Below are 24588 nucleotides of genomic sequence, written 5' to 3' on the forward strand. Positions count from 1 at the left end.
TGAAGGCAGTTATTGAACCATATAGGTACGATAATAGCCGAGCAGGTATGACTACCATGACGACACTTTTAGCTATTTCTATCACTACTGGAATTTTATCTGGCGTATGGGGTTGGATCGCCATCTCTTTAGGTTTGCTTTCTTGGGCTGGTTTTTTAGGTTGCACGAGCTACTTTGCAGCGCCAACGAGCGGATTGAAAGGACTAGGCATCAGCTTAATCACCAATATGACAGGCGTATTCTGGGCAATGGTAATTATTCACGGTTCCACTTACGTGGGGTTGGAAATTATTGGCTATGTGATTACCGCTATTGTGGCATTCTTCATGTGTATTCAAGCTAAACAGGCTTGGCTCGCGTACATCCCTGGTACTTTTATTGGTTCATGCGCAACATTTGCGGCTGACGGAAACTGGCAACTTGTTATTCCATCGTTGTTGCTAGGTGGTGTGTTTGGCTATCTAATGAAAGCGACAGGGCTATGGTTGCATACGAAATCAACCGCTACTTCTTCTTCGCTTGCTGAGCAAGCACAGTAGTGAACCCCCGATCTTATTGGTATCCACTGTGTATTGAGTTTTATCCCTCTCAATACCCTTAATCAAAATTAATGATGTTTGATACAAGCACACCAAATTGGTGTGCTTTTTTTGTATTATAAGACAATACGTTGAGTGTAAAATACGCCTAACTCATGTATTGCCGTTGGCCATGGTAACAACGCGTTTAAGTGTCCAGCGCAGAAGAACAGGAATACACTCCATGCCTTTCTCTTCACAATGAGAAACAATAGCCAAAGCTAAGTCCGGTTTTGCATGTTTTTTCAAAACACGACTTACGACTTTTTTAGCAGGGATAGGGTGGTCATGAGGAACTTTGATGATGTCCTTAAAGAAAAGTTCAAAACCATTGTTGTACAGAAAGTGCTCGATGTCTCGGTCGGGTAACTCCGTAAGCCGATGCCTTTCCTGATCATGGTCGAGCTGTGCTCGCACTGCATGCGCGTACTTTTTCCCTGCTGGGTCGCCATCGGTAACGACATGCCAATCAATACCAAACTCTTTTGCTACTTTGATGAGTGATTTTAGACCTGATTGAGCAAACTCAACGATTTGAACCCCTTCGGCAGCCAAGTCATACCCGCATTGACGAGCCAGTTCATGAAAAAGCCAAACTTCGGTTTCGCCCTCAACAAGTAACCAGCACCGTGCAAATAATGCTCCTGAACGATGAAAACGAATATGGAAACCAATTCGGCGCAACTCATCTCGACCAAACTTTGTTGAGTTTAAACTCTTAGCGATGGTTCTGTCTGATAGCCGAATTAAACGTCGAATTGAATACAGTGGAACAGAACCGAGTAACGTGCCACTGTTGGTGGTTAATATCTTTTGCATTGGCAACAATTGCAATAAGGACCACGCTCTCGCTAGATGAGTTGGATGCAGTCGACCTTCTGGATCTTCAATAATCAGTATTGGTCTCGCACAGCGCCTTAAATCGGTGGGACCCTTAGCTTGAAGATAGGCATTGAGTAACCCCATTAAAAGCAAGCGGCTTTGTTTGTCATTGGTTTCTTTCAAGAACTGACTCAAGCCTTTATCAGAGGAAGGGCTTGTATAGAAAAGACCATCACGAGGTTTGCGTGGGTTGCCTTTACTGACACTTCTGAACGCGAAATAGTGTTCAACAAGCGTTTGCATTGAGTCGAGGCTACTACGAATCTCACCTTTATTCACATGGCCAGGCATAGCCAATAAGCGTCGACAGGTGTTGTTGATTCGTTTTTCAATCCGAGCATTTTTACCATCGCCGTTGACATGGTTTAAATCTGGGAAGCGTCGGGAGTCACGTAGTCGGATTACAGGGTGAAGTGTCATTAACTCAATAGCGAGTTTCTCTGAGTGGTGAAGTTTTTTGGGTTTGCCGTTATGATCCAAAAACGCGTACTTTGTATTAATGCCGTGCTCATCGCGAGACGCACTAATACGATAGTAAATGACTTGCTCACCATCTTCGTTGGTGCACCATGTAGGCTTTATGCGTCTGTAGCGTCCCGCTTTTACTTCGTTTTTATCCTGTGCTTTAAAACAAACAATGATCTGTAAGTGTTGTGTTTGTGGATGAGAAATTGAGTAGTCAACGTGAAAATCTTTCAGTTTGAATTGATACAATGAGCCATTGGCAGGTAGAGCGATGGAAAGGGCATCGAGCAATGATGATTTGCCCCACGTGTTTTCACCGATAAGCGTGGTGAGTTCGTCAAAAGAGAGTGAAAGGCGTTTGATGCCTCTAAACCCGGAGATTTCGATGCGTTCTAGTCTCATCTCAATCCTCCTTGCAATTATTTGAATTATCGAGAGTTATTTTGCTACTCCTAAGCATATATGAATTCGGAATTTTTGAGTTAAGCTCAGTTCACAAAATTACGAGAGCCTCTTACTGAATAGAGACCGTTACAAGCGAGGCTTGCTTTCAAAGCTGGGGGACAGGATCGTGATCACTTAAACATGAAATCCTAAATCGCAGTTTCATAAAATTCATGATTCTGTCATGATTCACTTCTTATTATTATAAGGAATGAAAAAAGAGAAGATGAAGATGAATAACAATCATAAGCCAGTGAGAATCAAACTGGCACACATCAATGACACACATTCCTACTTTGAACCAACGTCATTACAGTTAAAGCTTAAGATAAACAATGAACTCACGCTAGAACCCTATGTCAGTGCTGGCGGCTTTTCTCGTATCGCAACCAGAGTCGAGCAGTTAAGAGATGATGCTCAGCGCCAAGGTCATGGGATGTTGTTCCTCCATGCCGGAGATTGCTTCCAAGGTACGCTGTATTTCTCACTATTTAAAGGCAAAGCCAATGCCGACTTATTGAACGCATTAAAGATTGATGCAATGGCGTTAGGTAACCATGAATTAGATATGGGGAATGAGCCAGTTGCATTGTTTTGCCAACGTACTCAGTTCCCATTGCTTGCTGGCAACTGGGATTTATCCAATGAATCACTTAAAAAACCTCACCGTATCAGTGATTGTAAGGATGTATATAGTTACCAACCGGATACACAGAGCGCTCAATACATTGTTAAAGAATTCCATGGTGAGCGGGTCGCGATTTTCGGATTATCCATAGATAAAATGAGCGACATCGCAAACCCTGATGCAGACACGCCTTTTCACTCAGCAATTGAAACCGCCAAGGCGACCGTAAAACAAATCCATTCATCAGGTATAAAAAATATTATTCTTCTGAGCCACTTAGGTTATGAAGGTGATTTAGAGTTAGCTGAGCAAGTCGCAGGTCTTGGTATAATTGTTGGTGGACACAGCCACCGGTTGCAAGGTGATTTTTCATCAATAGGGTTAGGACAAGACGATCCCTACGGTATCAAAATTAATGATACCTATGTGGTGCAAGCGGGTTTCCATGCTTTGACAATGGGGCACTGCGTCATTGAGTTTGATGAACACGGTAAAGCAACGATGTTGAGTGGACAAAATGAACTGTTGCTTGGTCGACGTATTTTTTGGGACTCGACGCTAAACCAACAGCTCGACCAAGGTGTATTCGAAACCGCGTGCGACTTCATCCATGGTCAACCGAATGTCGTGGTTTGTAAGAAACACCCGGAAACTCAAGCGATCCTGAGCGATAAATATATTCCTCAGGTCAGGCAGTTACAGTCACAAGTCATTGCTAGTGTTGACACCAAAAAGCGTCATGTGAGAATTCCCGATGAATTTGGTGAGAGTGAGTTGGCTTCCTCCGTTGCCCGATCATTTCTGCACTGTTTAAACAAACGTGGATATGACGTTCAATTTGCAATTCATAATGCGGGTGGCGTGCGAACCTCTTTGAACCCTGGCAACATCACAGTGGCAGACATTGCCGGACGGCTGTTGCCTTTTGCCGTTCCTATCGGCTTTTACGATGTAAAAGGCAGCGCTATTCGCCGTGCACTTGAAGGCGCGATAAATAATGCACTCAACAATGGCGTAGAAGGCACTGGATCTGGCAGTTATCCGTACACTTACAATTTAAACTTCGAGTATCACGCAGATGCCCCAAAAGGTGAAAGAGTTCAATCATTAGTGATTTTTGATGGCAAACAATGGGTTGGTGTTCAAGATGATGTTTGGTATCGAGGGACTTCTTCTGCCTATACGATGAAAGGGAAAGAGGGGTACGACGCATTGCAGGAGATGAAAGGAGAAGGGCGTGTGACCAGTTTGTCCATGGCTGATTGTTTTATTGAACTCCTGACCGATGAGCCAAACTGTTTGAATCAAAGTCACAAACTTTACACAAAGCGACGTCGATAATAGATACTGGTATTGATTTTGCTGCTCTCCACTTACTACATGGGTTGATGAGGATGGCAGTATGTGGAATAAAGATTGGGCAGATACGGCAGTCGTGGTTGCCTGGATCGCAATTTGGTCAACACTGGTCTACTTTGTGCCTCTAAGCGGCTTTTGAATTGCTAAGAATGTGGATGCTACAAAAGGGAGCAGTAATGCTCCTTTTTTGTATCTATCTTCCCCGTTAGGGCTCTAACCAATGAAGAGTTTGTCTTGAGCCATTTGCTGCTTTTTGTCTGTTTACTAAAGTTCAGGTGGTTGAATCCACTTCTTTCTTTTTATAGTGCTTCCTGATTTTTGATAAGAATTTTATTTCGATAAGACAAGGCTTTTTTGTTGGAAAGCCTGACGCTCGGCGTTATTATGTCGGCGTTTGGGGAGTAGTTAGCGCAAGTTTACTTATCGTCATCTCGTTAAGCATCAGCTTATCCGGTAAGTAAAGGTGTTACGTGGTTCATTCACGTCAACACTTCAACGAGACCAACGCATTCATTGACTAGCAGCACATAATCGTTATGTGGCTGTTGGTTGTTATTGTCTGCGGAAGGTCACCAAACGAAGTCCTTCCGCCATGGGAGGAAATATGTCTCTTATCGAAAATACCACCCAATTGAGCCAATCGGTGCCTCTTCAAGAATCATTAGCGATGTATGGTGCTTTTGGTTTATTTACCCTTGTTCTTGTTACGCTTGATATCTATCAAACACGTGGTGGCGTTATCACGATGAAAAAAGCCATCGTTTGGAGTGTTTTTTGGTTCTTGCTTGCCTTTGTTTTTGCAGGTTCTATTTATTTATTCTGGGACTTTTACGCGCCACATAGCGCTTATACGAACGACAAAGCAACGATTTCATTCTTAACTGGTTACTTACTAGAGAAGTCGTTAAGCGTTGATAACTTGTTTGTGTTTGCCATCATCTTTGCACAATACAGTGTGCCGGAGCATTTGCGTCCGAGAGCATTGCTTTGGGGGGTGATAGGTGCGCTAGTTTTACGCGCTGTCATGATTGCGGTTGGTGCTCAGTTACTTGCACAGTATCACTGGGTATTGTACTTATTTGCTGCTTTCCTTATTTGGACAGGTGTTAAGCTAGCTCGCGACAAAGGCGAAGCAGAAGAAGTTAATCCATATCCGGAGCAGTTGATTCGAAAGGTATTGCCAGTTACAGATGACTACCAAGGAAATCACTTAATCTTAAAGCAAGCTGGTAAGTGGGTGGCAACACCGATGCTGATCGTTGTTGGTGTCATTGCAGTAATGGACGTTATGTTTGCGTTGGATTCTATACCAGCTATATTCGCGGTAACGCGAGAGCCATTTTTAGTCTTAGCTGCGAACGTATTTGCATTATTGGGTTTGCGATCGCTGTACTTTGTTCTTCAAGCAATGTTAGACAAGTTTGTATACTTAAAACCAGCATTATCAGTAATCATGATGTTTATCGGGGTAAAAATGCTATTGGTTGGAACAGAATATGAGATTCCGACAACATGGTCTCTCACATTTTTAGTTGTTGTGATGACATCGGCAGTGGTGGCATCACTCCTAAAAAATAAAGCGAAGCGTCAAACTAGCGTTAATATTACTAATCAAAAAATATAAAGTAAGAACAAAAATCAAAAGAAATAACGAAAAATATTGTTAAATATATGTTGTGAGTTAAGGGGCGATTATGCAGGTAATGTTCAGTTATTCAATGTAATTACGGGAATTGTGATTATTTATGCCGTTATTATTCATTTGTATTTTTGAGTTTTGTAATGAGTTTGTTTTATTAGAAATTCTAATTTGAATGGGTAAAATTTGTCATTTCTTAAACAATAAGAAACTGACTAATATACAACCAACTAAACAGACTACTGCTTTTAAAGAGAGGCAATCATGGCACAAGCAATGCAAATGACAAATGTAGCTTTACCAACCTCTATGGATAAGAAAACCTACGCGGTTAACTTCAAAGGACTGATTGCTCACTTACTGGACATTCTATTTGTAGATAACACTGCGCCACGCAGTTACTACGCAGAAGACTTGTCAGCACATATTCAAAAAGACATCGGTATGTACCGTTAATATTGAAATAATGTAAGAAATACCGGCCTATGAGCCGGTATTTTTTTATTTGTAAAACATGCCTACTCAACCTACGCCCTAGAAAAGAAACACTCTAGAGGAGGTAGACATGAGAGTAGATTAAGTGTTGTATAGAAAAACGGGGCACCATTGGTGCCCCGTTTTGACATGACTGAAGTGCGATATTACTTCTTGCGGCAGTATTCTGCGATCACGTACATCGACTGACCACCATTTGCCTTACCCGAAACTAGCTTTGGATCATCGCCAAGGCTAATACCACGAATCACGGTACCTTGCTTGATTACTTGATTAGTGCCTTTTACTGGTAGGTCTTTAATTACTGTTACATCGTCACCTTTCTTAAGTTCAGTGCCGTTACAGTCAACCGTTTTATCGTCAGCAGACATCCCTTTCATTGCCCAGTTCATTTGCTCTTCTTCCATGTACATCATGTCAAGAGCATCTTGAGCCCAGCTTTCTGTGTTTAGGCGAGTGAGTTGGCGCCATGCCGTCACTTGTACAGCAGGAACCTGGCTCCACATGCTTTCGTTTAGACAACGCCAGTGGTTAATGTCTTTTGGCTCATCGATCTCACCCAGACACTTATCACAAACCATGATGGCAGTATCAACCGTCACATTACCGTGAGGTGGGACAGCGTATGCAGTTAGTTGAGATTCAGAAGAACACAGTTCACATTTTGACTCGCAGCGCGCAAGCAGAGTAGCTTCAATAGACATAAGGACTCACCTTAGTAATGTTATTTTGTGGCGGTATTATCCACTTTATCCTGAGAAATAAAAGGGTGTTAGCGAATTAAAGACTAGATTTTACAATACTCCAACCTGATTAAGGTGAAGATGTAAAATATTCGCTAAATAAATAATACGGAAGTATAAAAGACACTATTGATTGTTTTGGCTTATGAATTGGTTGTGTCAATTCCTACAACGATTACAAGCCTAAAAGAGGTAAATGTAAAGAGAGGGTGGCTAGAACATAGCCCTCTAATTTACAGAGGGCCTGTCGTTAACGTTCGACAATCTGGACAATATGCTCTTTTGAAATACTCATTTCTTTACCATCCATGTCTTCATATTCGTACATACCCGTTTCCTCGTTCAGGTCTGGTTTACCGTAAGAGGTAATAATTTTCCCTTCATTTGTCGACATCAGATATTGGCTACTTCCGCATGCAGAAAGAAGTAATACAGTGGCAATAACAGTCAATACGCGCATAGAGTTTTCCTTTTAAACAAGTGAGTTAGGCAAAGACATCGATTTAACTATAGCAGAGGAAATATGAGTGGGTTTGAATAGAATTGAAATGAAAAAGCCCAGTAGAAACTGGGCTTTGGTAGGAAGGGTGTTGCGATTACTTCAAAACAGAAGTGTTAGTGACACCTGTTAGTGCGTCATCCATTAAGAAGTCAGTGTTTTCCATCTGCATCTCTACATGATGATCAATATCAGACAAAGTGCCATTTGGCGAAGCAAAAGTACTGTGCGATGCAGTAGCATTAAACTGTACAAAGCTCGCAGTTGCATTCACAGTAGTGTCCGTACTGTTCACAGTCTTCAACCCTAGCTTATTAGCAAGCGGTTCAGTACCCGCGAATGGTGCATTTGGAACGCTGTTTGGTACTGTGCTATCGCCATCCACTTCTGTCATAAAGAATGGTGTCGTTAGCGAACCAGATGCCACTAAATCTGAAGCGTTTGTGAACGGATCGACAGTGTCTAGTGTAGTCTGTGCTGCATAGATAAATTGTGAGAAACCTGCTTCTAGCGCTGCTACTTGAGCTTCCGTTGCCGCAGCCTCAAATGCTTCGTAACATGTTTTATCTTCTAGATCCGCACATGATGCATCAGCGTAATTCGCATAGTCTTTTGATGCTGCATAAGCGAGGTTATGTTTGATCTGAGGGCCGTAATTGTCTGAACCCAGTAACAAATTACCAATTTGTCCACCAGAGTTCTGTACTGATGCAGAACTAAAGGTGTACAGCGCATCCGCAGTAGAGCTGCCCAGTGTATTGTTTGCTGCTGCGACGGCAGATGTAGCTACAATACCGCCAAGTGAATGACCTAGCATTTTGACTTTTGAACCCGTCATTGGGTTGAAGCCTTGCAGAGGACCTCCAGCTAAAAGACCGCCTTGAGCAGATACTACTAAGCTAGCGCGCAAACCTAACACATCCAGAACACTCTGACGTAGGTTGTCACGCGCAACGGCTAAGTTGGAAAGATTTAGATAAGCCAGTACATTCGCATTTGCGGAACGTTGTTCATCTAAGCTGCGCGTACCATGAATAGGTAAGTCAATAGCGATAACTGCCACACCTGCTTTTACCATATTGAACGCGAACGCGTACGCATTCTCTTTCGCAGAGGTGATGCCGTGTTGATAAATCACAACGTCTTTCGCGACGCCAGATTTAGGTGTGAAGACCAGTACTTCGACATCTTCAACCGATTTCACTACGGGAACAGGCGAGTAGCGAGTAATGATACGCTCACTATCAAGCTGGGTACCATCGGTAAGAGTAAGCTTAGCTCCAACAAGTTTTAGCTGCTCTGTAGGATCTGTAGCAAGCTTTGTCACATCAACAGGATCATTTGCAAAAACGCCTGTTGATAGCTGCTGAACCATGTTTGCTTGCTCGTTCGGATCCGCTAATGCTGCGCTTAGCTTCGCTAGGCTTGGCATCGCAGATACCATTGGTTGCATGTTCCAGCTTGCGCCTTTTTCCAAGTAATGAGGCAGTCTTACCACACCTTGTGTCACGCTTACATCGGCACCTGATTGCATGTAAAGGCCTTTAATTGCCGTTTTAGCTGCGTCTAGATCGCTAATGTATTTACTAAAGTCATCGTCAGAGTCTAGCGCAGTGCTAAAGTCTTGGGTTTCACCGAGCGTTATTGTGTAGGCCGTTGATAAGTCTACTGAACCTTCGTTTGAGTCATTTTTGTAAACGGTATTTAGTGTGTTTGCGCCAGTAGAAAAACCAGTAGCGGTTACTCCTTTGACTGCCGCTAACGTATCACCTACAGACTGGGTACTGAACCATGAGGAGTAAACGATGTCGTTAGGATTAACTTGAGCTAGACCAAAAATGCCTTCAACCGCCTGAGTGACTGCTTGAACAGAAGCAAGGTCGCCAGTTTCATAAACGATTTCTTTCGATTTACCAGTCGCATAACTTGCTGATGTACCAATTGGCTCACCATTCACGTCAGTAACATCTTGTGTAACCGCAAAAATGTACTCGCTTGACTCATCAAGTGCAGCCAAGAACTGGATGTATAGAGAGCTACCTTTTGCTTGAACTACGTAGTCCTGATTCTGAACGAGTACCTCTTCGATTGGGTTAGATTTACCGTCCCACTCGGTTAAGCGTTGGTTAATCTTGATGACTTTAACACCAGACGACAGCATGCCCGTTGCAAAACCGTCGCCGTTGAAGTTAAGAACGATTGGCATAGACGTTGACCATCCATCCATCGTGTTCATTGAGGCTCTAGGGTTGGTTAAAGCATCATCGCCATCAGTTGGCAGACCAAGCGTACCATCGCTTGTGTCCATTAATAAGTAAGACGGTGCCGGTACATCTGCGTTCGCTCCTTGAAGCGTAAAACTGATGGATGTTTCGCGATCAAGCAATGCTTGGACTTCATCTTCAAATTGAACTTTGTCGGAAGTACCAGAGCTGGAGGTATCATCACCACAACCAGCAAGAAGGATTGCAGAACAAAGCATTGATAATTTAAACGTGTGTTTCATTGGTTTACTCCGTAATCCCATTATTTGAAGGTGTAGTTCATCTGTACCGCGCTGATGTAAGCAGTACCTTCTGAGTCAAACTTAATCTCTTCACCCAGAGCATTTGTCTCAGTGAAAGAGCCTGATTTACTCTTAACAAGTGCAAAGCCTGCATCGAAAGTTAAATTCTCACTCATTGCGTAAGTTAGGCCCGCGCTGTACCAAAAACGGTCACTGTCAGGAATACTCAATGTCGCTTCACCTGCTTGTTCGTCGTACGCAAAGCCTGCACGGAATGTCCAGTCTGTATTAAGTTTGTAAGTTGCACCAATGGAGTAGCGATTGTTGTCTTCATATTTCTCAGGTTTAAAGAAACATACTCCGTCATTACATTCGTTACTGGTCGCTTTTAGTTCTTTAAATGTGCTCCAGTCGGTTTGTTGCCAGCCGTAATGTACAGCCCATTGTTCATTCAGTTGATGGAAAGCCGATAATTCGATAATTGAAGGGAGAGAGATTTTTAAACGGCCATCAACTTTTGGTGATGAAGCTCGACCAGAGTCGTAACTACTAAACTCACCGTCATCAAAATCTAGATCAACCTTAGAGCGGTAGCCAAAGCCAAAACGGTTGTTTTCATTTAGCTCAAATAAAGCGCCGACATTCCATCCCCAAGCGAAAGTTTCACCTTCCATGCCGACAAGGTTATCGGACTTATTACCACCTAAAATACCGGCGAGTGCGCCTTTGTGGCGAGTCAGCTCTGCTTCAGCGTATACTAGGTTGATACCACCACCGACACTGAAAGACTCGTTGATACGGTAAGCGACATTAGGGTTGATGTTTACTGAAAGTAGGGAAGTGTCACCCGCCATATCACCTGCGGAAATATCATTTGGATAGTCAGTGGCAACACCGTATGTTGTGAACATACCGATGCCCCAAGCCCAGTTATCATTGATAGGGCTGATGTAATAACCTGCTGGCACGATCTGTAAAGGGGCGACATCTTTCGCGTGTTCATTGTTTACAGTGTCGTACACATCGACTTCAGGGTCGATGATAGATAACGCGCCCGAAAATTGAGCTTCTTTGAAAAGTGTCATTGCTGCAGGGTTACGAGCAAGGACGCTGGCATTATCTGCGACAGCCCCTTCACCTGAAAATGCTCGACCAAGACCAGATGCCGAATGTTCAGCTACCTGGAAGCCCGCTGAGTGGGCATTACACGCAAACAATATTGAAATTGTAAGCAGAGAGCAGTGCTTCTTGTTCATCCTTGACCCTCCTAGGGTGTCATAATGCTGGACCGAAGTCCTTGTAATTGTTGTGTGGTACTTACACCAATTGTTAATACGCGAAATACAACGGTGATGTAAATGTAATGTTAATTGTATGTTTAATAACTTGTCAAAGTTTGAGCGTATTTTGCGTTTTAAATATGATGCATAGGTCAAACGATGGCTTGTAAGGGCATGTATTATCGTTATATTTTTGAAGAGAATGGTACGACCAGAATTGTTTTGCGAGCTTTATAGTTAAATAACGATCAAATCAAGAGATAGCTCGCTTTGCTGTTTCTTCACTTCACAGGCATAATTCGCGCTCGCTATGTAGTTATTCAATAGACGCAATAGGAGCCGCATTGGAATTACTGAATGTTGAATTTTTAGGTCGTTCGCTAAGGCTCGAAGGATCGATGGCTGGGTGGCAGCAGTTATATTGGGATAATACGTTGGTGTCTCAAATCGATGCCAGTGACAATACCGCAGAGACTTGTCTACACCAGTTTAGGCTCTCTGCGGGTGAGGAAATCCTGAACTGTCATTTAGAGTGTTCTTTAACATGGCAACCGTTTGAATTGAGTTACAAGGTCACAATTAACGGTGAGCTCGTCAACGAAGGTTGTCGAAATGAAAAAGACATCGAGCGCCAAGTGCCAGAAGTTACGCCACCATCCGAAAAGCGTTTAAGTATAATAGGTCTCGTATCTCTTGGGATGAAAGCACTTAAAAGTGCGAAAGTTATTAAAGTGGCGTTAGCGTCTGCAAGTCTCGCTGCATATTCTTGGCTATTTTCCATCGAGTTCGCGCTAGCGTTGATCGCTTGCTTGGTTTTCCATGAATATGGTCACATTAGAGCGATGAAGTATTTTGGAATGAAGACCAAAGGGATCTATTTGATTCCATTCCTAGGTGGTTTGGCGCTAAGTGACGAAAAGATAAACACGCGCTGGCAGGATGTGGTTATCTCAATCATGGGACCATTTTTCGGTTTAGTACTTAGTATTGTTTTTACTTTGCTTTATTGGATGACTGGTGAGGTGATCTTCGCTGGGCTTGCTGTGTTTAACGCCTTGCTAAACCTATTTAATCTGCTGCCTATTTTACCATTAGATGGTGGCCATGTGCTCAAAAGTATTACCTTCTCAATGAATACTTGGGTCGGGTTAGTTGGCAGTATTGCGACCGCTTTATTAGGCATTTTTATCAGTTACTATTTCGGTCTGACGTTGCTAGGGTTTTTATTGTTAATGGGAATGTTGGAAGTGGTGATGGAATGGAGAGCTCGACATCAAAGCCATTTATTGCCATTAACCCGTTATGGGCAACTATTTTCACTTGCTTGGTACTTGGTCTCTGTCGGAGGTTTTGTTTCTATCATCTGGTATTTTGCCACTCTCGGAGATAGTTTGTTAAGTTTGCCGCTACAGATATTGGGCACTTGATTAGAATCATTAAAAGCTCCCTAGGGAGCTTTTTTATTTGGCAAGCTTAAGTAGTAGACGATAGTAGCAATGAATTAGCCACATCTTGGTGCTTTCGCGTTATACGCAGGCAGCTTATTTATGGTTGCTTGTAAATCTTTAATGCGCGTACTGTGCGATGGGTGGGTTGAGAAGAATTCAGGTGGTTGAGAACCACCTGATGCAGCACTCATATTTTTCCATAAATCGACACTTTGACGTGGGTCGAAACCTGCTTTTGCCATGAATTCCAGCCCGACAATATCAGCCTCAGATTCCTGAGTACGACCGTATGGCAAAATAACACCGTATTGGACACCGACACCAAGTGCCGCCATCGTCATTTGTTGATACTGTTTGTACTCGGAAGCTCCAATGGCAACGTTTGCTAGAGACAACCCGGCATTTGCTAACTGACTTTGTGAAAGACGTTCATTACTGTGGTCAGCGAGGACGTGAGCGACTTCGTGACCAATAACTGTTGCCAACTGATCTTGGTTTTTCGCGACATCTAAAAGCCCGGTATACACGCCGATCTTCCCACCTGGTAGAGCAAACGCATTGACTTGTTCACTATCAAAAACAACGACTTCCCAGTCTTTAAATCCAGATTGAGCGGGAATGGTGTCAGTGATGTGTTTGGCAACGCATTGAACGTAGGCATTCGTTTTGCGATCTTTGCTGATTGGGATATCTTTCTTCATTTGTTCGAAAGATTTAGCGCCAAGCGATGACATTTCCTGATCTGAAAACATCAGGATCTGGTTGCGACCCGTCGGTGATGCGCTACACGCTGTTAAACCCGCGATAGTTAAAAGAGCAGAGGCTTTCATCCATACCTTCATAACAGGCTCCATTTAATTTTTTGTTTTGAAGCAATAGTATATACCCAAATAGTAACATGATGCATGGATCAAGTTATTCATCTGATTAATAAAGAGGGTGAGATGTTACGTCTTGAAGTTATGCCCAAGTAGCGTCTATGCTAGCTTCCTAGCACATCGTTACAACCTAACAAACCAGTTTGTGAAACTAAGAGTAAAACAATGAGTATATGGAAAAAGCCCGTAAGCATAGAGATTCTGAATGCCACGTCAAAAAATACCCTGATCGAGCACCTACAAATTAAATATACAGATTTCACTGACGACTCCCTTACAGCAACCATGCCCGTATGCAGCTTTACTCATCAACCTTTAGGAATGCTTCACGGTGGTGCATCAGTCGTGCTCGCAGAAACATTAGGCTCATTGGCTGCAAACTTCTCTGTCGATGAAGGCAGCTACTGCGTCGGTTTAGATATTAACGCGAACCATGTGCGAGCCATGCGAAGTGGTCATGTGATTGGTACGGCAAAACCGCTTCATCTGGGTATTTCAACGCAAGTGTGGCAAATCGATATCACTGATGAGCGAGGCCGTTTAGTGTGTACCAGTCGCTTGACCATCGCTGTGAAACAACACAAAACAAAGTCGGTATAAACTAAGATGGTGATTGAGTTTTCATTAGGAAAAATCATTGCAACCCAGCGTGAAATAGTGATTAAGCTCTCCGGTAGTGCAATGGTAACCTTGCAAGCGCAAACCGATGCAATTCAGTTGCTGGGTAGAGGAGCGAACGTTGTTTTATCTCATGGAGCAGAGTGCAAATGGTCTATCAAGCTGGACAACGAGGAACAACTGGCTGAACTTTCGCGAGAAATTGGTATCGATATTCAATAATCTATAGTGTGATGTTTGCACTTTTTGGTAAAAATGAGGAAACTTAGCTTATCGACAACAAGATAAGAATTTCCTCTTTATGAGTAGCCCTCGTTTACGTGTTCAGTTCGAAACACTGTTTGAAAAATTTTCCGGTCACGATACGGACGTTCAGCTCGAAGACATCACCGAAGCGTTGTTTTGTACACGTCGTAATGCTCGTATTGTTCTAAATAAACTTGAAGAAGAGGGCTGGATTGAGTGGCATCCGGCAGCGGGTCGAGGAAAACTTTCGAAACTCGTTTTTAAACGTAATCGAAGCGACGTCAGCGAAAACCTCGCCAGGCGTTATCTCGATGAAGGGAAAATCGGTCAGGCTCTAGATGCGCTTGATAACGATGCGGCACGATTGACGCAGGTTATCCAAGGTTATCTAGGGCTTCAACATCGACAGGGCGAGCAGGTCGTGCGTTTGCCTTATTATCGACCATTGTCGATGTTAAACCCGCAGAAACCGATGCGGCGTTCTGAACAGCACATCGCCAGACAAATTTTTAGCGGACTCACTCGCCTTGATGAAAATGAACAACTTCAACCAGATTTAGCCCACACGTGGGAAGCAATTTCTGATACACATTGGCGTTTTTATCTTCGTCGTGGAGTACGCTTTCATAACGGTGAACCGTTAACAACTAGTTGTGTTCTTGAAAGTGTGCTTGCGTTAAATAGCTTGAACTTGTTTTCTCACATAAAGCGGGTGTCTTCACCACAAGAGTGGACCGTTGATATTGAGCTCGTCCGTCCTGATCGCTACCTTCCTCTGGCTCTGAGTGAGTCGCAAGCAAAAATTTTGCTACCGAGTGCTTTGCGTTCTGAAAGCTTCGATAGACAACCGATAGGGACAGGGCCGTTCCAAGTTAAAATGAATGATGATAAGCGTCTTATTTTGACTGCTTTTGATGGCTACTTTGGTTTTCGCCCTTTACTTGACCAAGTGGAGGTGTGGGTAATCGATGAAGCCTATTCTTCAATGGTTTATCCAAGCCTGTCAAAGCCGAAGATGGATAAACAAGGTTCATCCGATGAAGTCGAGCTGGACCCTGGCTGTACATTCCTATTACTAAACAAAAACACCGGAATTGCAAAAGATCCACGTTGGGCAGAGTTCCTCTCGCAAACCCTCAACAGTCACCAGATTTACGCGCATGTTCCACAAGATAAAGTGATGGAACTGGGAGTATTGCAAGCCTTTGGCCTTAAGCCCGGTTGGATTGATCTCAGGCCAGCGGAAGCGGGCAGCGTACCACAGGCTAATAAGGTAATTTCCGTAGCGTATCAGAAAAAGCATCCGATGTTTCCAGTAGTTGCCAAGGCCATCAAGACACTCTTAAAACCGCACGGTATAGAGGTTGAGTTTATTCGTTATGATTCTCAACCGCCCGCGCCTGGGGAAGTGGATATCTGGGTGAAAGCTATGGGCATTGCAACGAACCGAAATGACGCGTTGGCGGGCTGGCTCCTGGATTACAGTGATATTGAGAAGTTCAGTTCAGGTTACGATTTTAGTGAATGGGCTAAACTTGTCGATCAATGGCGTGCCGGCATGCACACAGACTTTCCTGCGCGTGAGCTAGGACGACAGTTAGTAAAAAGCTGTCAGGTGATTCCTATGTTTCACTGCTGGCTAGGCGTGAATAAAGACCACAGCGGTGCGTTACAAAATGCAAAGTGTAATGCCTTAGGTTGGTTTGATTTTAATAATGTATGGGTCAAACCGGATATAGAAAGTAACCATGGCGAAACCGAATAAAAAACAACCGACGAAAACCGTCGATATCTTTTGCTCTAAATGTAAAACTCAACTATTTAAGTACCGTAAAGGCGGGAAAGGCGCACTGGTTAAATGCTTCAAAGAGCGCATTGTTGACGATTTCACACAAACCCCATGTATTTGCCCCGCTTGCGGACAAGAGTTTGCAAGAGATACTTTAGTAAGAGGAACCCCCGCTTACAAAATGATTGGCGGCAAAGTGACGATGAAATAATAAAGGGCTAGAAAATGAGTATGAAACATGACTATTGCATGGTTTTAAGTACAACCAGTAATGAAAAAAATCGAGATCAGATCATTAAAGGTTTGCTAGATGCTCAATTAGCCGCGTGTATTCAAACGATGCCTATTGAAAGTCACTATGTGTGGAAAGGGGAGATTTGTACTGACAACGAATGGTTGCTGGTGATCAAAACTCGTCGAGAACTTTATGAATTGGTGGAAGAGAAAATAGAAAACCTGCACGAATACGAGGTCGCTCAAATCGTACAGGTTCCAATTGTTGATGGGTTTAACCCTTATTTAGAATGGTTGAGAGAATCGACGTTGAGCCGACATTAAGAATAACGACAACACTGCACCAACGGTATCGCACAACATATCTTTCTGGGCGTCCCATATGTCACCTTGCGAGCCCAGAAAGGCAATTCCCTCATCGCCACCAGCCAACTCCGCATACCACCATTCGATAATCTCATAGCCAGCAGCAAGTGACATGATAGCAAACAAAGCAAACCAGCAAGAGAACGCTTTGTTGAACCGTTTTTTGTTTATCAAGTATTCAGCGATCGGATATGCGTAAAGGCCAATTGAAAAGTGCGCAACGCGATCAAAATTATTTCGCTCTGAACCAATCATGTCGTTAAACCAGTCAAACGGCACTTCGGAGAACGTATATTTCGCACCGATAGTGTGCAAACAGAGCCAGATGAACATTAAAAAGTAAGCCGTATTACTGAACTGATAGCGAATCGAAATCGCCCAAATAGCAACAAGAATACCAATCGCCGGGATAATCTCCGCAAACCAAACTGCACGTGAGTTAGGTTCCAACGCAGAAAATAAAAACACGATGGCATAAAAAATCGTTAATCCTAAGAGTGTCGAGGTGCTTTTCATAGAGTTATTTGATCCTTCAATTTATCTTACAGTGGGACTCCATAGATTGTGTTAATGATTGCACTTAATTGAACGGTGTGCAATTGATATTTTAATGGGTTTTTTGATCACTGAAAATGTTGATTTATTGGCAAACTGCTCAACATTAAAACGTTTGCGCGTGCACTTTTCATTAAAGTTTGATTTACAACATGCCCATCCATAGAATCCATGATTCAGTCTAATAAAAAAGAAGTAAAGCCATGAAACTGGAAACTGTCGATTATCTTGCTGACGATGCTGCTCAACAGTTCGTTACCTCTCTACGAGAAACGGGGTTTGGTGTGTTGAAAAACCACCCGATTCCACAAGAGCTTGTAGAGTCAATTTACAAAAACTGGCATGAGTTTTTCTGTTCAGATCAAAAGAATGATTTTCACTTTAACGTAGACACCCAAGATGGCTACTTCCCACCTTCTGTGTCTGAAGTGGCGAAAGGGCAAAAAGTGAAAGACATCAAAGAGTACTTTCATGTTTACCCTTGGGGGCAGATCCCAGAGCAGCTTAAAGCTGAAATCTTAGAGTACTACGAGCGTGCCAATGCATTTGCTCAAGAGCTATTAGGTTGGGTTGAAGCGTACGCACCTAAGGACGTTCAAGAGAAGTTCTCTATCGCGTTGTCAGAAATGATCAATAACAGTGACAAAACATTACTACGCGTGCTTCACTACCCACCGATGACAGGCGAAGAAGAGCCAGGCGCTATTCGTGCTGCTGCGCATGAAGACATTAACCTGTTAACGGTTTTGCCTGCTGCTAATGAACCTGGACTGCAAGTAAAGAGTAAAGAGGGTGATTGGATCGATGTACCATGTGACTTCGGGAACTTAATCATCAACATTGGTGATATGCTTCAAGAAGCGTCAGGTGGTTATTTCCCTTCAACGACTCACCGTGTAATCAACCCTACGGGTGGCCGTCAAGAAAAGTCACGTATCTCATTACCGTTGTTCCTGCATCCAAAGCCGGAAGTGGTGTTATCTGAGCGCTACACTGCACATAGCTACCTTATGGAACGTTTACGTGAGCTAGGGGTTATTTAACCTTTACGTGATCTCCTTACAAAGGCCGATGGTGAATGACTATCGGCCTTTTTGCATTTATGCTACAAAGTGGAAACTATGTTTTTTGTGCCGTGAATGGGGCCCTAAACTCGTGTCAGAGAGGATGAATGGAAGGACAACGTACTGTCAATAGTATTGAGCCTCATGCAATAGAAAATCCGCTGCTTTGGCCAATGTTAGAAATTCTGAGAAAACAGCCCTCTAATTGGAAAGTGCACACCTTGGCAAGCTCGTTGGGTGAACAAGGTTATATTTCAAAGCTGGACGACTCTCCCGATAAGGATTTATTCAAAAGAAATTTCCTGATCATGAATGCATTATATCAACTGCAAGACACTCTGTATCCGGATAGTTGGCTTCAAGTCGAAGCCATGGATATTCAGCTCATGTCTTCGATGGAAGCTTTGAGGCATAAGATCGATATTCATGATCCTTTGCGTGAGTATTACTTAGATTGGCGCAATTACGAAGCGGATGAAGATGAAGTGCGTCGACTGTTGAATGAATTTTGGACAACTTATCAAAAGTTCATCGGTGGTTCGTCAGTAGCCAGCGTAGATAAGACAAAGGCACTGTCACTATTTGAACTTAACACTGACGCTACGCCTGCGGAAATTAGAAAACAATGGCGAAAACTCGCGCTTCGTTGGCATCCTGATCGAGAAAATGGCGATGCAGAAAGATTTAGAGTTCTTTGTGAAGCGTGGAATGTACTGAGAAACGAATGATTCGCTAAGAATAAAGATAAAGGAAGGCAGCTAACTATAGCTGCCTTTTGATTGAACTGTCTCTGTCAGCGTATCAAAACTAGCATGATGACTTAAACTGAGATTTTCGCATGCGGTTGAGGGCAGCCATAACGTCTAGTGTGCGTGGTTTGGCTAAGTCGCCTTGCTTAGGAAGAGCGGCATGCCACTCACCAGACAGCATTTCTTCAATCTCCTTCGCCGGATGATTACACCAACCTGGAAGTTGAGCAATTTGGAACCATAACCAGCCAATTGTGTTGACTTCATCGGCTGACTCTATCTGTTCCAAAGCGCTAAGATCAGTAAACTCTTTACCAAATCGAAGTGACTCTTTGCCTTTCGCATTCACACGGAACTTGCCGTCAGTCAGAATATTCATCAACGCAACGCGGTTCAGTGCTCGAGGTGGGAAGGTCTGTAAACGTTCTTCTGACTCGTTATGGCGTTGAGTAGGGTGCTGAGCGATAACTTCTTTCGCTTTTTCAGTCACATCAACGGCTTGGTAGTCGTGCATTTGAATGACGGTATCGGCAACGTCTAAGTAGTCGCCCGACCCACCCATAACGATAATGGTAGAGATATCAAGATCATCTCGTAATTGACCAATGCGGTCGACGAGAGGAGTAATTGGCTCATCACCTTTTGCCACCAATGCCTGCATACGCTCATCTCTAATCATGAAGTTGGTAGCAGAAGTATCTTCATCAATCAATAATGTGCTTGAACCGGCTTCAATAGACTCTTGAAGCCAAGCGGCTTGCGACGTTGAGCCTGATGCGTCTTGAGTAGAAAAGTCCGCCGTATCTTTACCCATTGGTAAATGGTTGATGTAGTTCGACAGGTTCAAGTGGTGTACGCATCGGCCATCTTCGGCACGAATCTTCATAGCCTTGTTATCGGCAACAATGTATTCGCGACCATCTCCTGGAATATGATCGTAAATTGAACGCTCTATTGCATTTAATAAGGTAGATTTACCGTGGAAGCCGCCACCTACGATCAGTGTGATACCTTTTGGAATTCCTAATCCTGTGACATGGCCCTTGTTTGGCGCATGTAAAGTGACTTGTAGAGATTCAGGGGCTTTAAACTCAACGGCTTCTTTCATAGGAAGGTCGCAATTACCTGCAATTCGAGGAAGGATACTGCCGTTTGCGACAAACGCGACTAAGTTATTGGCCTCCAACTGTTCTCGCAGGGCATCTTGGTCTTCAACAACTTGGCAGTGCTTAATTAAAGCGGCTTTGTCGAGTTCACGCTCTAAAGTTGCTCGACGGATAAACTTAGGCAGGTGGAAAGTCAGTATGTTGTTGGCTTTTTTCCCCAATACTGAACGACCTTCGGCTGGTAAGTTAACTCGAAAACGCAGTTCAATACCTTCTTCAGTAAACAACACCGCGGTGCTATCCAGTACAGTTTGGCCTGTCAGTGAAATTGATACTGAGTTTTCTTGTTTAGCAAACTGTTCAAAACTACGCGCAATAAAATCACGTGCAGCTCTTTGAAATGCAGGAGACTCGTCTCTTAGCCACTCAAGACCAGTCAAAGACCATGCGCGAGTCGCACGAAAACGTGACGCCGATGCATAAGGGTCACCCTGTACATGATCGATAAACAAAGTGAAATCAGTGAAGTCGTATTGACCTTTGATTTGCTGATAAGCTCGATAGTTCTGCTTTTCAATTTTCTTAAGCGTGGCAGTCAACTGATCCATGAAGATATTAGCCTTTTAATAGAAGCGGGCGGCGATTATAGAAACCACCGCCCTCATAGTAAAGAGAATGCTTAGGAAGAGTAGGCGTATTGCCCGCCAGAAAGGCGCTGATTAAACAAACTTTGCTCAAATTCATTACAAGGCATAGGTTTACCATAAAGAAAACCTTGTCCGATATCACAGCCCTCACCAATGAGAAACTGCTCTTGTTGGGGAGATTCAATGCCTTCGATCACGACTTGGAGTTCCAGTTTTTTCGCAATGTGTATGATAGAACAAATTATCGCGCGATCATCGTCCGACTTTTCCATTTGCTGGACGAAGCTTTTATCAATTTTGATGGCATCAAATGGATATTTCTTTAAATAGCTGAACGAGGCATATCCTGTACCAAAATCATCAAGTGACAATGTCACACCTAGTTTGTGCAACTTATTTAACGTTGTGCGTGCTACTATTTCATCGGCAATTAGAGCGCTCTCGGTTACTTCGAGTTCGAGAAAGTGTGCTGGCAAATGGAAAGTGTCGAGTAGGTGTTGCACTTGTTCTGCAAAATTTACGTTTTGTAATTGAATGGGAGAAACGTTGACGGCAATTTTGAAGTTATCGATTAACTCAGACCATTGTTTCGCTTTGTCTATCGCGGTACGCAGAACAAAAGAGCCAACTTCAAAGATAAGCCCGTTTTGTTCGGCCATATGTATCAATGCTTCGTTGGAAACGTCGCCAAGTATTGGATGTCTCCAGCGAAGCAAGGCTTCTGCGCCAATCCATTTACGTGTTTTGGAGTCTACTTGAGGTTGAAAGTACAACACTAAATCGTCGTTACGCACCGCTTGTAAAAGGTAACTTTCCAGTTCATTGTGACTATTGAGATCCGCCGAATGATTTTCTCTAAAATAACTAAAAGGTTCGCCGGATTCTTTACATAGAAGCATCGCGTAACATGCATGTTGAAGGATACGCTTAGCATTGCTGCAATCTTTGTAAGCTTGAACTATACCGATGTACGTGTGCAAATGTATTTCTGTTTTGTTGAAGACAAATCCATCTACGCTAATTTTAGTGATATCATCTAATAGTTGATTTAACCGAGCTTCAATATCCTCTCCCCAAATCAATAAAACCATGTCATTCGAACTTGGTCTACCAGTGATAAATCCGCTAGCACCGTGTCTGGTTAATCTGGAGTGAAATTCTTTTAAAATGTTGTCAAAGACCTCGAACCCGTGCCTGGTCTGAATACTGCGAGCGTTACTAAAACCAATGTTGATGACCACAAGCGATTGCTGATCACTATCAAGGGACTGTAAGGTGTATTGGACAATGTTCTCAAGTGCAGAGCGATTTAGAAATCCAGTTCCCTGATCATGTGTTTTTTGGTAACTCACTTGTTTTTCCGCGGCTTTACGGCGATCAATTTCTTGTGTTAAGGAGTAACTTAACTGGGCTAAATCCGTGGTACGATTTTCAATTCGACTCTTTAGCTCGGTGTTAAGTCGCTGAAGTTTATGTTGTTGGTACACAACTGAAAGCTGTGCTTCGATTGAATCTTTGAAAGTTTCAAGCAACTGACGGTAACTATCGTTGTACTCGTTTCTCTCAGAGTCAAGCATACAGATTGTTCCAAATGTCTCCCCATTTGGCCAGAATAGCGGTAAGCCGCAATAAGAAATCATGCCTAGTTTGATGTCTGGGTTATTTTGCCATTCTTCATCTTCAAGCGCATTGGGGATTACAAGCTCGCCTTTCTGTTCTATAACTTGCTCGCAATACAAACCGTTACCAAGCAGCTCTGCATCGCCAGTACGATAAGGATTACCTAGAGTTTCGCTAGATGTATTTACTTCTATGCGATCTGGATGGATACGCATAATTAATGTGGTAGGTACGTGTGTTATTTGAGCCAGTAAGTTGACGATTTCCTGCCAACTTCTTCGCATAGACTCAGGGATTTCGTAGTCTAATGTTTGCAATCTCCCCATATAGGTCATCCTTTACGTGGTTTCACTTCCTGTGAATTAAAAATGCAGACTGCTCTATTTTGTTCTCGCTTTTTAATTAAGTATAGGGTGGCTAGGGCTCGAAACAAAAAAAAGTCCTGAAAAGTGTTCAGGACTAGGAATAGTTGTCACATATCTCATCCTTGAAACAGGTAACAAGTATCAAGGCTTAAGCGACATTAACGATTCAATAGAAATGTCTTGCGAATAGTCGACATCTTCAAAGTTAAAGCCATTGAGCTTCATAAACTCATCTTTAAAACCTTGGTAATCACCAATCTCTTTAAAGTTTTCAGCATTCATCTGTTCTAAAAGAGCGTGGACTTCTTGTTGAACTTGCGGTTCAAGTTCCAAGTCATCTATTCGAATCAAGCGTTCGCCGTCAACTGGCACTTTCTCTTGATCGTATAACTTCGTAGTAAACAGTCGCTGCATTTGTTCAATACAGCGTTCGTGAGTACCTTTTTCCTTCATCACTCGATAAAGCGCTAACAGGTAAGGGCTTAGAGCAGGGATGAATACACTGGCTTTCGTCACCAACGCCTTACACACGGTTGCGTAAGCACCGCCGTCAAAGTTGGCGAGTTTGAGGTTTAATAAATGACTGGTTTGGTGTAAATCGATTTTCGCTCGACCTAACGTACCATCGAGATAAATTGGGTGCGTAATGTCAGGGCCCATGTAAGAAAAGGCGATGGTTTTGCAGCCGTTTGCGATAGAGTCGTTATTGATGAGTGTGTCAATCCAGCTTTCCCAGTCTTCGCCGCCCATTACTTTAATGGTGGCATTGGCTTCCTCTTCTGTTGCAGGCGTTAAGGTGGTTTCTATCCACTTATCGTTCTCGAGCATGATAGAAGCGCCAGTGACAGGTTCACCAATAGGTTTAATGACACTGCGCCAAAACTCATCAGATTCAGGTTTAGGTCGAACACCGGTTGCCAAGCTATAGATGACTAAGTCAACTTCACCCTCAAAGTACGTTTCAATGGCTTCAATCACTTGATTGCGCACCGAACCAGAGAATGCATCGCCAACAATATTTATTGCGGTACGCCCGGCTTGATTTGCTTCTTGCTTAAAAAAGACGTTGTTATACCAACCCGCACTCCCACCCCCTTTCTCTGAAGGGCCACGCTCAAATGAGACGCCAATGGTATCGGCGTTAGCGCCACCGAACGTTAGGGCTATTCGTGCCGCTAGGCCGAAACCAGAGGAGGCACCAATAATCAAAACCCGTTTTGGGCCTTTTTTGATCTGTGGGGCGTGCTTTACGTATTCAATTTGCTCTTTAATAGATGCATGACACCCTTTGGGGTGCGCAGAGCGAGCAACAACACCTTGAATTAACGGTTCTATTCGCATGTTGTTATCTATCCTCGATGAGTGGAATTGAAAATAGATTAACG

22 protein-coding genes are annotated in these 24588 nt (G+C 43.3%); 12 read left to right on the top strand and 10 right to left on the bottom strand.

Features of this window, described 5'->3' with window-relative positions:
- The first annotated feature begins 56 nt into the window (after window positions 1-56).
- Window positions 57-539, top strand: a complete 483-nt coding sequence (locus R7040_RS04610; RefSeq protein WP_017634175.1) for a DUF1097 domain-containing protein — start codon at window positions 57-59, stop codon at window positions 537-539.
- A 153-nt stretch (window positions 540-692) separates the two neighbouring features.
- Here R7040_RS04610 and R7040_RS04615 read toward each other — a convergent pair whose 3' ends face one another.
- Window positions 693-2327, bottom strand: a complete 1635-nt coding sequence (locus tag R7040_RS04615; RefSeq protein WP_064354767.1) for an ATP-dependent endonuclease — start codon at window positions 2325-2327, stop codon at window positions 693-695.
- Window positions 2328-2595: 268 nt separating this feature from the next.
- Between R7040_RS04615 and R7040_RS04620 the strand changes: the two genes are divergently transcribed.
- From R7040_RS04620 to R7040_RS04630, 3 genes are all read left to right on the top strand, one after another.
- Window positions 2596-4338, top strand: coding sequence for a bifunctional UDP-sugar hydrolase/5'-nucleotidase (locus tag R7040_RS04620; protein ID WP_318081089.1), 1743 nt, complete (start codon window positions 2596-2598; stop codon window positions 4336-4338).
- Between the two features lie 622 nt (window positions 4339-4960).
- Window positions 4961-5980, top strand: a complete 1020-nt coding sequence (locus R7040_RS04625; RefSeq protein ID WP_064354768.1) for a TerC/Alx family metal homeostasis membrane protein — start codon at window positions 4961-4963, stop codon at window positions 5978-5980.
- A gap of 279 nt (window positions 5981-6259) precedes the next feature.
- Window positions 6260-6451 carry a hypothetical protein gene (locus R7040_RS04630; RefSeq protein ID WP_005376351.1) on the top strand — a complete coding sequence of 64 codons (192 nt, stop codon included), beginning with the start codon at window positions 6260-6262 and terminating at the stop codon, window positions 6449-6451.
- Between the two features lie 185 nt (window positions 6452-6636).
- Here R7040_RS04630 and R7040_RS04635 read toward each other — a convergent pair whose 3' ends face one another.
- The 4 genes from R7040_RS04635 to R7040_RS04650 form a co-directional block, all read right to left on the bottom strand.
- Window positions 6637-7194 carry a PhnA domain-containing protein gene (locus R7040_RS04635; protein ID WP_005376350.1) on the bottom strand — a complete coding sequence of 186 codons (558 nt, stop codon included), beginning with the start codon at window positions 7192-7194 and terminating at the stop codon, window positions 6637-6639.
- Between the two features lie 289 nt (window positions 7195-7483).
- Window positions 7484-7693, bottom strand: a complete 210-nt coding sequence (locus R7040_RS04640; protein WP_054575997.1) for a YgdI/YgdR family lipoprotein — start codon at window positions 7691-7693, stop codon at window positions 7484-7486.
- A gap of 136 nt (window positions 7694-7829) precedes the next feature.
- Window positions 7830-10238, bottom strand: a complete 2409-nt coding sequence (locus R7040_RS04645) for a VolA/Pla-1 family phospholipase (protein WP_064354769.1) — start codon at window positions 10236-10238, stop codon at window positions 7830-7832.
- 20 nt (window positions 10239-10258) lie between these two features.
- A complete protein-coding gene (locus R7040_RS04650) occupies window positions 10259-11494 on the bottom strand; it encodes a porin (RefSeq protein ID WP_064354770.1) in 1236 nt (411 codons plus the stop codon).
- A 422-nt stretch (window positions 11495-11916) separates the two neighbouring features.
- Here R7040_RS04650 and R7040_RS04655 point away from each other — a divergent pair, with 422 nt between their 5' ends.
- Window positions 11917-12945 carry a site-2 protease family protein gene (locus R7040_RS04655; RefSeq protein ID WP_047103591.1) on the top strand — a complete coding sequence of 343 codons (1029 nt, stop codon included), beginning with the start codon at window positions 11917-11919 and terminating at the stop codon, window positions 12943-12945.
- Window positions 12946-13019: 74 nt separating this feature from the next.
- Here the strand turns inward: R7040_RS04655 and R7040_RS04660 are convergent, their stop codons facing one another.
- Window positions 13020-13808: a M48 family metallopeptidase gene (locus tag R7040_RS04660; protein WP_017634168.1), complete on the bottom strand. Its 789-nt coding sequence runs from the start codon at window positions 13806-13808 to the stop codon at window positions 13020-13022.
- Between the two features lie 201 nt (window positions 13809-14009).
- Here R7040_RS04660 and R7040_RS04665 point away from each other — a divergent pair, with 201 nt between their 5' ends.
- From R7040_RS04665 to cutA, 5 genes are all read left to right on the top strand, one after another.
- Complete coding sequence (locus R7040_RS04665; protein WP_005376340.1) at window positions 14010-14444, top strand: hotdog fold thioesterase; 435 nt, start codon at window positions 14010-14012, stop codon at window positions 14442-14444.
- 6 nt (window positions 14445-14450) lie between these two features.
- Window positions 14451-14684, top strand: coding sequence for a DUF3389 domain-containing protein (locus R7040_RS04670; protein ID WP_005376338.1), 234 nt, complete (start codon window positions 14451-14453; stop codon window positions 14682-14684).
- A gap of 79 nt (window positions 14685-14763) precedes the next feature.
- Window positions 14764-16473, top strand: a complete 1710-nt coding sequence (locus tag R7040_RS04675) for an SgrR family transcriptional regulator (RefSeq protein ID WP_005376336.1) — start codon at window positions 14764-14766, stop codon at window positions 16471-16473.
- Window positions 16457-16708 (top strand): hypothetical protein, encoded by a 252-nt coding sequence (locus tag R7040_RS04680; protein WP_005376334.1) that lies wholly within the window; start codon window positions 16457-16459, stop codon window positions 16706-16708. The genes R7040_RS04675 and R7040_RS04680 overlap by 17 nt, the downstream gene beginning before the upstream one ends.
- A 14-nt stretch (window positions 16709-16722) precedes the next feature.
- Complete coding sequence (cutA, locus tag R7040_RS04685) at window positions 16723-17055, top strand: divalent-cation tolerance protein CutA (protein ID WP_005376332.1); 333 nt, start codon at window positions 16723-16725, stop codon at window positions 17053-17055.
- On the opposite strand, the gene R7040_RS04690 is transcribed toward cutA, so the two are convergent.
- The gene (locus tag R7040_RS04690; protein ID WP_005376330.1) at window positions 17017-17613 is read right to left on the bottom strand and encodes a DUF2238 domain-containing protein; all 597 of its coding nucleotides are present in this window, start codon (window positions 17611-17613) and stop codon (window positions 17017-17019) included. The two genes, cutA and R7040_RS04690, sit on opposite strands and share 39 nt — an antisense overlap.
- Window positions 17614-17855: 242 nt before the next feature.
- Between R7040_RS04690 and R7040_RS04695 the strand changes: the two genes are divergently transcribed.
- Window positions 17856-18695: an isopenicillin N synthase family dioxygenase gene (locus R7040_RS04695; RefSeq protein WP_318081090.1), complete on the top strand. Its 840-nt coding sequence runs from the start codon at window positions 17856-17858 to the stop codon at window positions 18693-18695.
- 128 nt (window positions 18696-18823) lie between these two features.
- Complete coding sequence (locus tag R7040_RS04700) at window positions 18824-19444, top strand: DNA-J related domain-containing protein (RefSeq protein ID WP_005376328.1); 621 nt, start codon at window positions 18824-18826, stop codon at window positions 19442-19444.
- A gap of 79 nt (window positions 19445-19523) precedes the next feature.
- Here R7040_RS04700 and R7040_RS04705 read toward each other — a convergent pair whose 3' ends face one another.
- From R7040_RS04705 to fabV, 3 genes are all read right to left on the bottom strand, one after another.
- Window positions 19524-21179: an ABC-ATPase domain-containing protein gene (locus R7040_RS04705; RefSeq protein WP_064354773.1), complete on the bottom strand. Its 1656-nt coding sequence runs from the start codon at window positions 21177-21179 to the stop codon at window positions 19524-19526.
- A gap of 71 nt (window positions 21180-21250) precedes the next feature.
- A complete protein-coding gene (locus R7040_RS04710; protein ID WP_005376326.1) occupies window positions 21251-23164 on the bottom strand; it encodes a sensor domain-containing phosphodiesterase in 1914 nt (637 codons plus the stop codon).
- Window positions 23165-23344: 180 nt separating this feature from the next.
- Complete coding sequence (fabV, locus tag R7040_RS04715; protein ID WP_318081091.1) at window positions 23345-24544, bottom strand: enoyl-ACP reductase FabV; 1200 nt, start codon at window positions 24542-24544, stop codon at window positions 23345-23347.
- Window positions 24545-24588: the final 44 nt, after the last annotated feature.

This window comes from Vibrio sp. 1069 (genome assembly GCF_033340555.1).

Bases quoted from the DNA above. Each gene is read 5' to 3' on its own strand.
- R7040_RS04670 (WP_005376338.1), top strand. From the start codon at position 14,451: ATGGTGATTGAGTTTTCATTAGGAAAAATCATTGCAACCCAGCGTGAA.
- R7040_RS04625 (WP_064354768.1), top strand. From the start codon at position 4,961: ATGTCTCTTATCGAAAATACCACCCAATTGAGCCAATCGGTGCCTCTT.
- R7040_RS04635 (WP_005376350.1), bottom strand. From the start codon at position 7,194: ATGTCTATTGAAGCTACTCTGCTTGCGCGCTGCGAGTCAAAATGTGAA.
- R7040_RS04680 (WP_005376334.1), top strand. From the start codon at position 16,457: ATGGCGAAACCGAATAAAAAACAACCGACGAAAACCGTCGATATCTTT.
- R7040_RS04665 (WP_005376340.1), top strand. From the start codon at position 14,010: ATGAGTATATGGAAAAAGCCCGTAAGCATAGAGATTCTGAATGCCACG.
- R7040_RS04650 (WP_064354770.1), bottom strand. From the start codon at position 11,494: ATGAACAAGAAGCACTGCTCTCTGCTTACAATTTCAATATTGTTTGCG.
- R7040_RS04615 (WP_064354767.1), bottom strand. From the start codon at position 2,327: ATGAGACTAGAACGCATCGAAATCTCCGGGTTTAGAGGCATCAAACGC.
- R7040_RS04675 (WP_005376336.1), top strand. From the start codon at position 14,764: ATGAGTAGCCCTCGTTTACGTGTTCAGTTCGAAACACTGTTTGAAAAA.
- R7040_RS04660 (WP_017634168.1), bottom strand. From the start codon at position 13,808: ATGAAGGTATGGATGAAAGCCTCTGCTCTTTTAACTATCGCGGGTTTA.
- R7040_RS04700 (WP_005376328.1), top strand. From the start codon at position 18,824: ATGGAAGGACAACGTACTGTCAATAGTATTGAGCCTCATGCAATAGAA.
- R7040_RS04655 (WP_047103591.1), top strand. From the start codon at position 11,917: ATGGCTGGGTGGCAGCAGTTATATTGGGATAATACGTTGGTGTCTCAA.
- R7040_RS04610 (WP_017634175.1), top strand. From the start codon at position 57: ATGACGACACTTTTAGCTATTTCTATCACTACTGGAATTTTATCTGGC.
- R7040_RS04690 (WP_005376330.1), bottom strand. From the start codon at position 17,613: ATGAAAAGCACCTCGACACTCTTAGGATTAACGATTTTTTATGCCATC.
- R7040_RS04705 (WP_064354773.1), bottom strand. From the start codon at position 21,179: ATGGATCAGTTGACTGCCACGCTTAAGAAAATTGAAAAGCAGAACTAT.
- R7040_RS04645 (WP_064354769.1), bottom strand. From the start codon at position 10,238: ATGAAACACACGTTTAAATTATCAATGCTTTGTTCTGCAATCCTTCTT.
- cutA (WP_005376332.1), top strand. From the start codon at position 16,723: ATGAGTATGAAACATGACTATTGCATGGTTTTAAGTACAACCAGTAAT.
- R7040_RS04695 (WP_318081090.1), top strand. From the start codon at position 17,856: ATGAAACTGGAAACTGTCGATTATCTTGCTGACGATGCTGCTCAACAG.
- fabV (WP_318081091.1), bottom strand. From the start codon at position 24,544: ATGCGAATAGAACCGTTAATTCAAGGTGTTGTTGCTCGCTCTGCGCAC.
- R7040_RS04630 (WP_005376351.1), top strand. From the start codon at position 6,260: ATGGCACAAGCAATGCAAATGACAAATGTAGCTTTACCAACCTCTATG.
- R7040_RS04640 (WP_054575997.1), bottom strand. From the start codon at position 7,693: ATGCGCGTATTGACTGTTATTGCCACTGTATTACTTCTTTCTGCATGC.
- R7040_RS04620 (WP_318081089.1), top strand. From the start codon at position 2,596: ATGAAGATGAATAACAATCATAAGCCAGTGAGAATCAAACTGGCACAC.
- R7040_RS04710 (WP_005376326.1), bottom strand. From the start codon at position 23,164: ATGGGGAGATTGCAAACATTAGACTACGAAATCCCTGAGTCTATGCGA.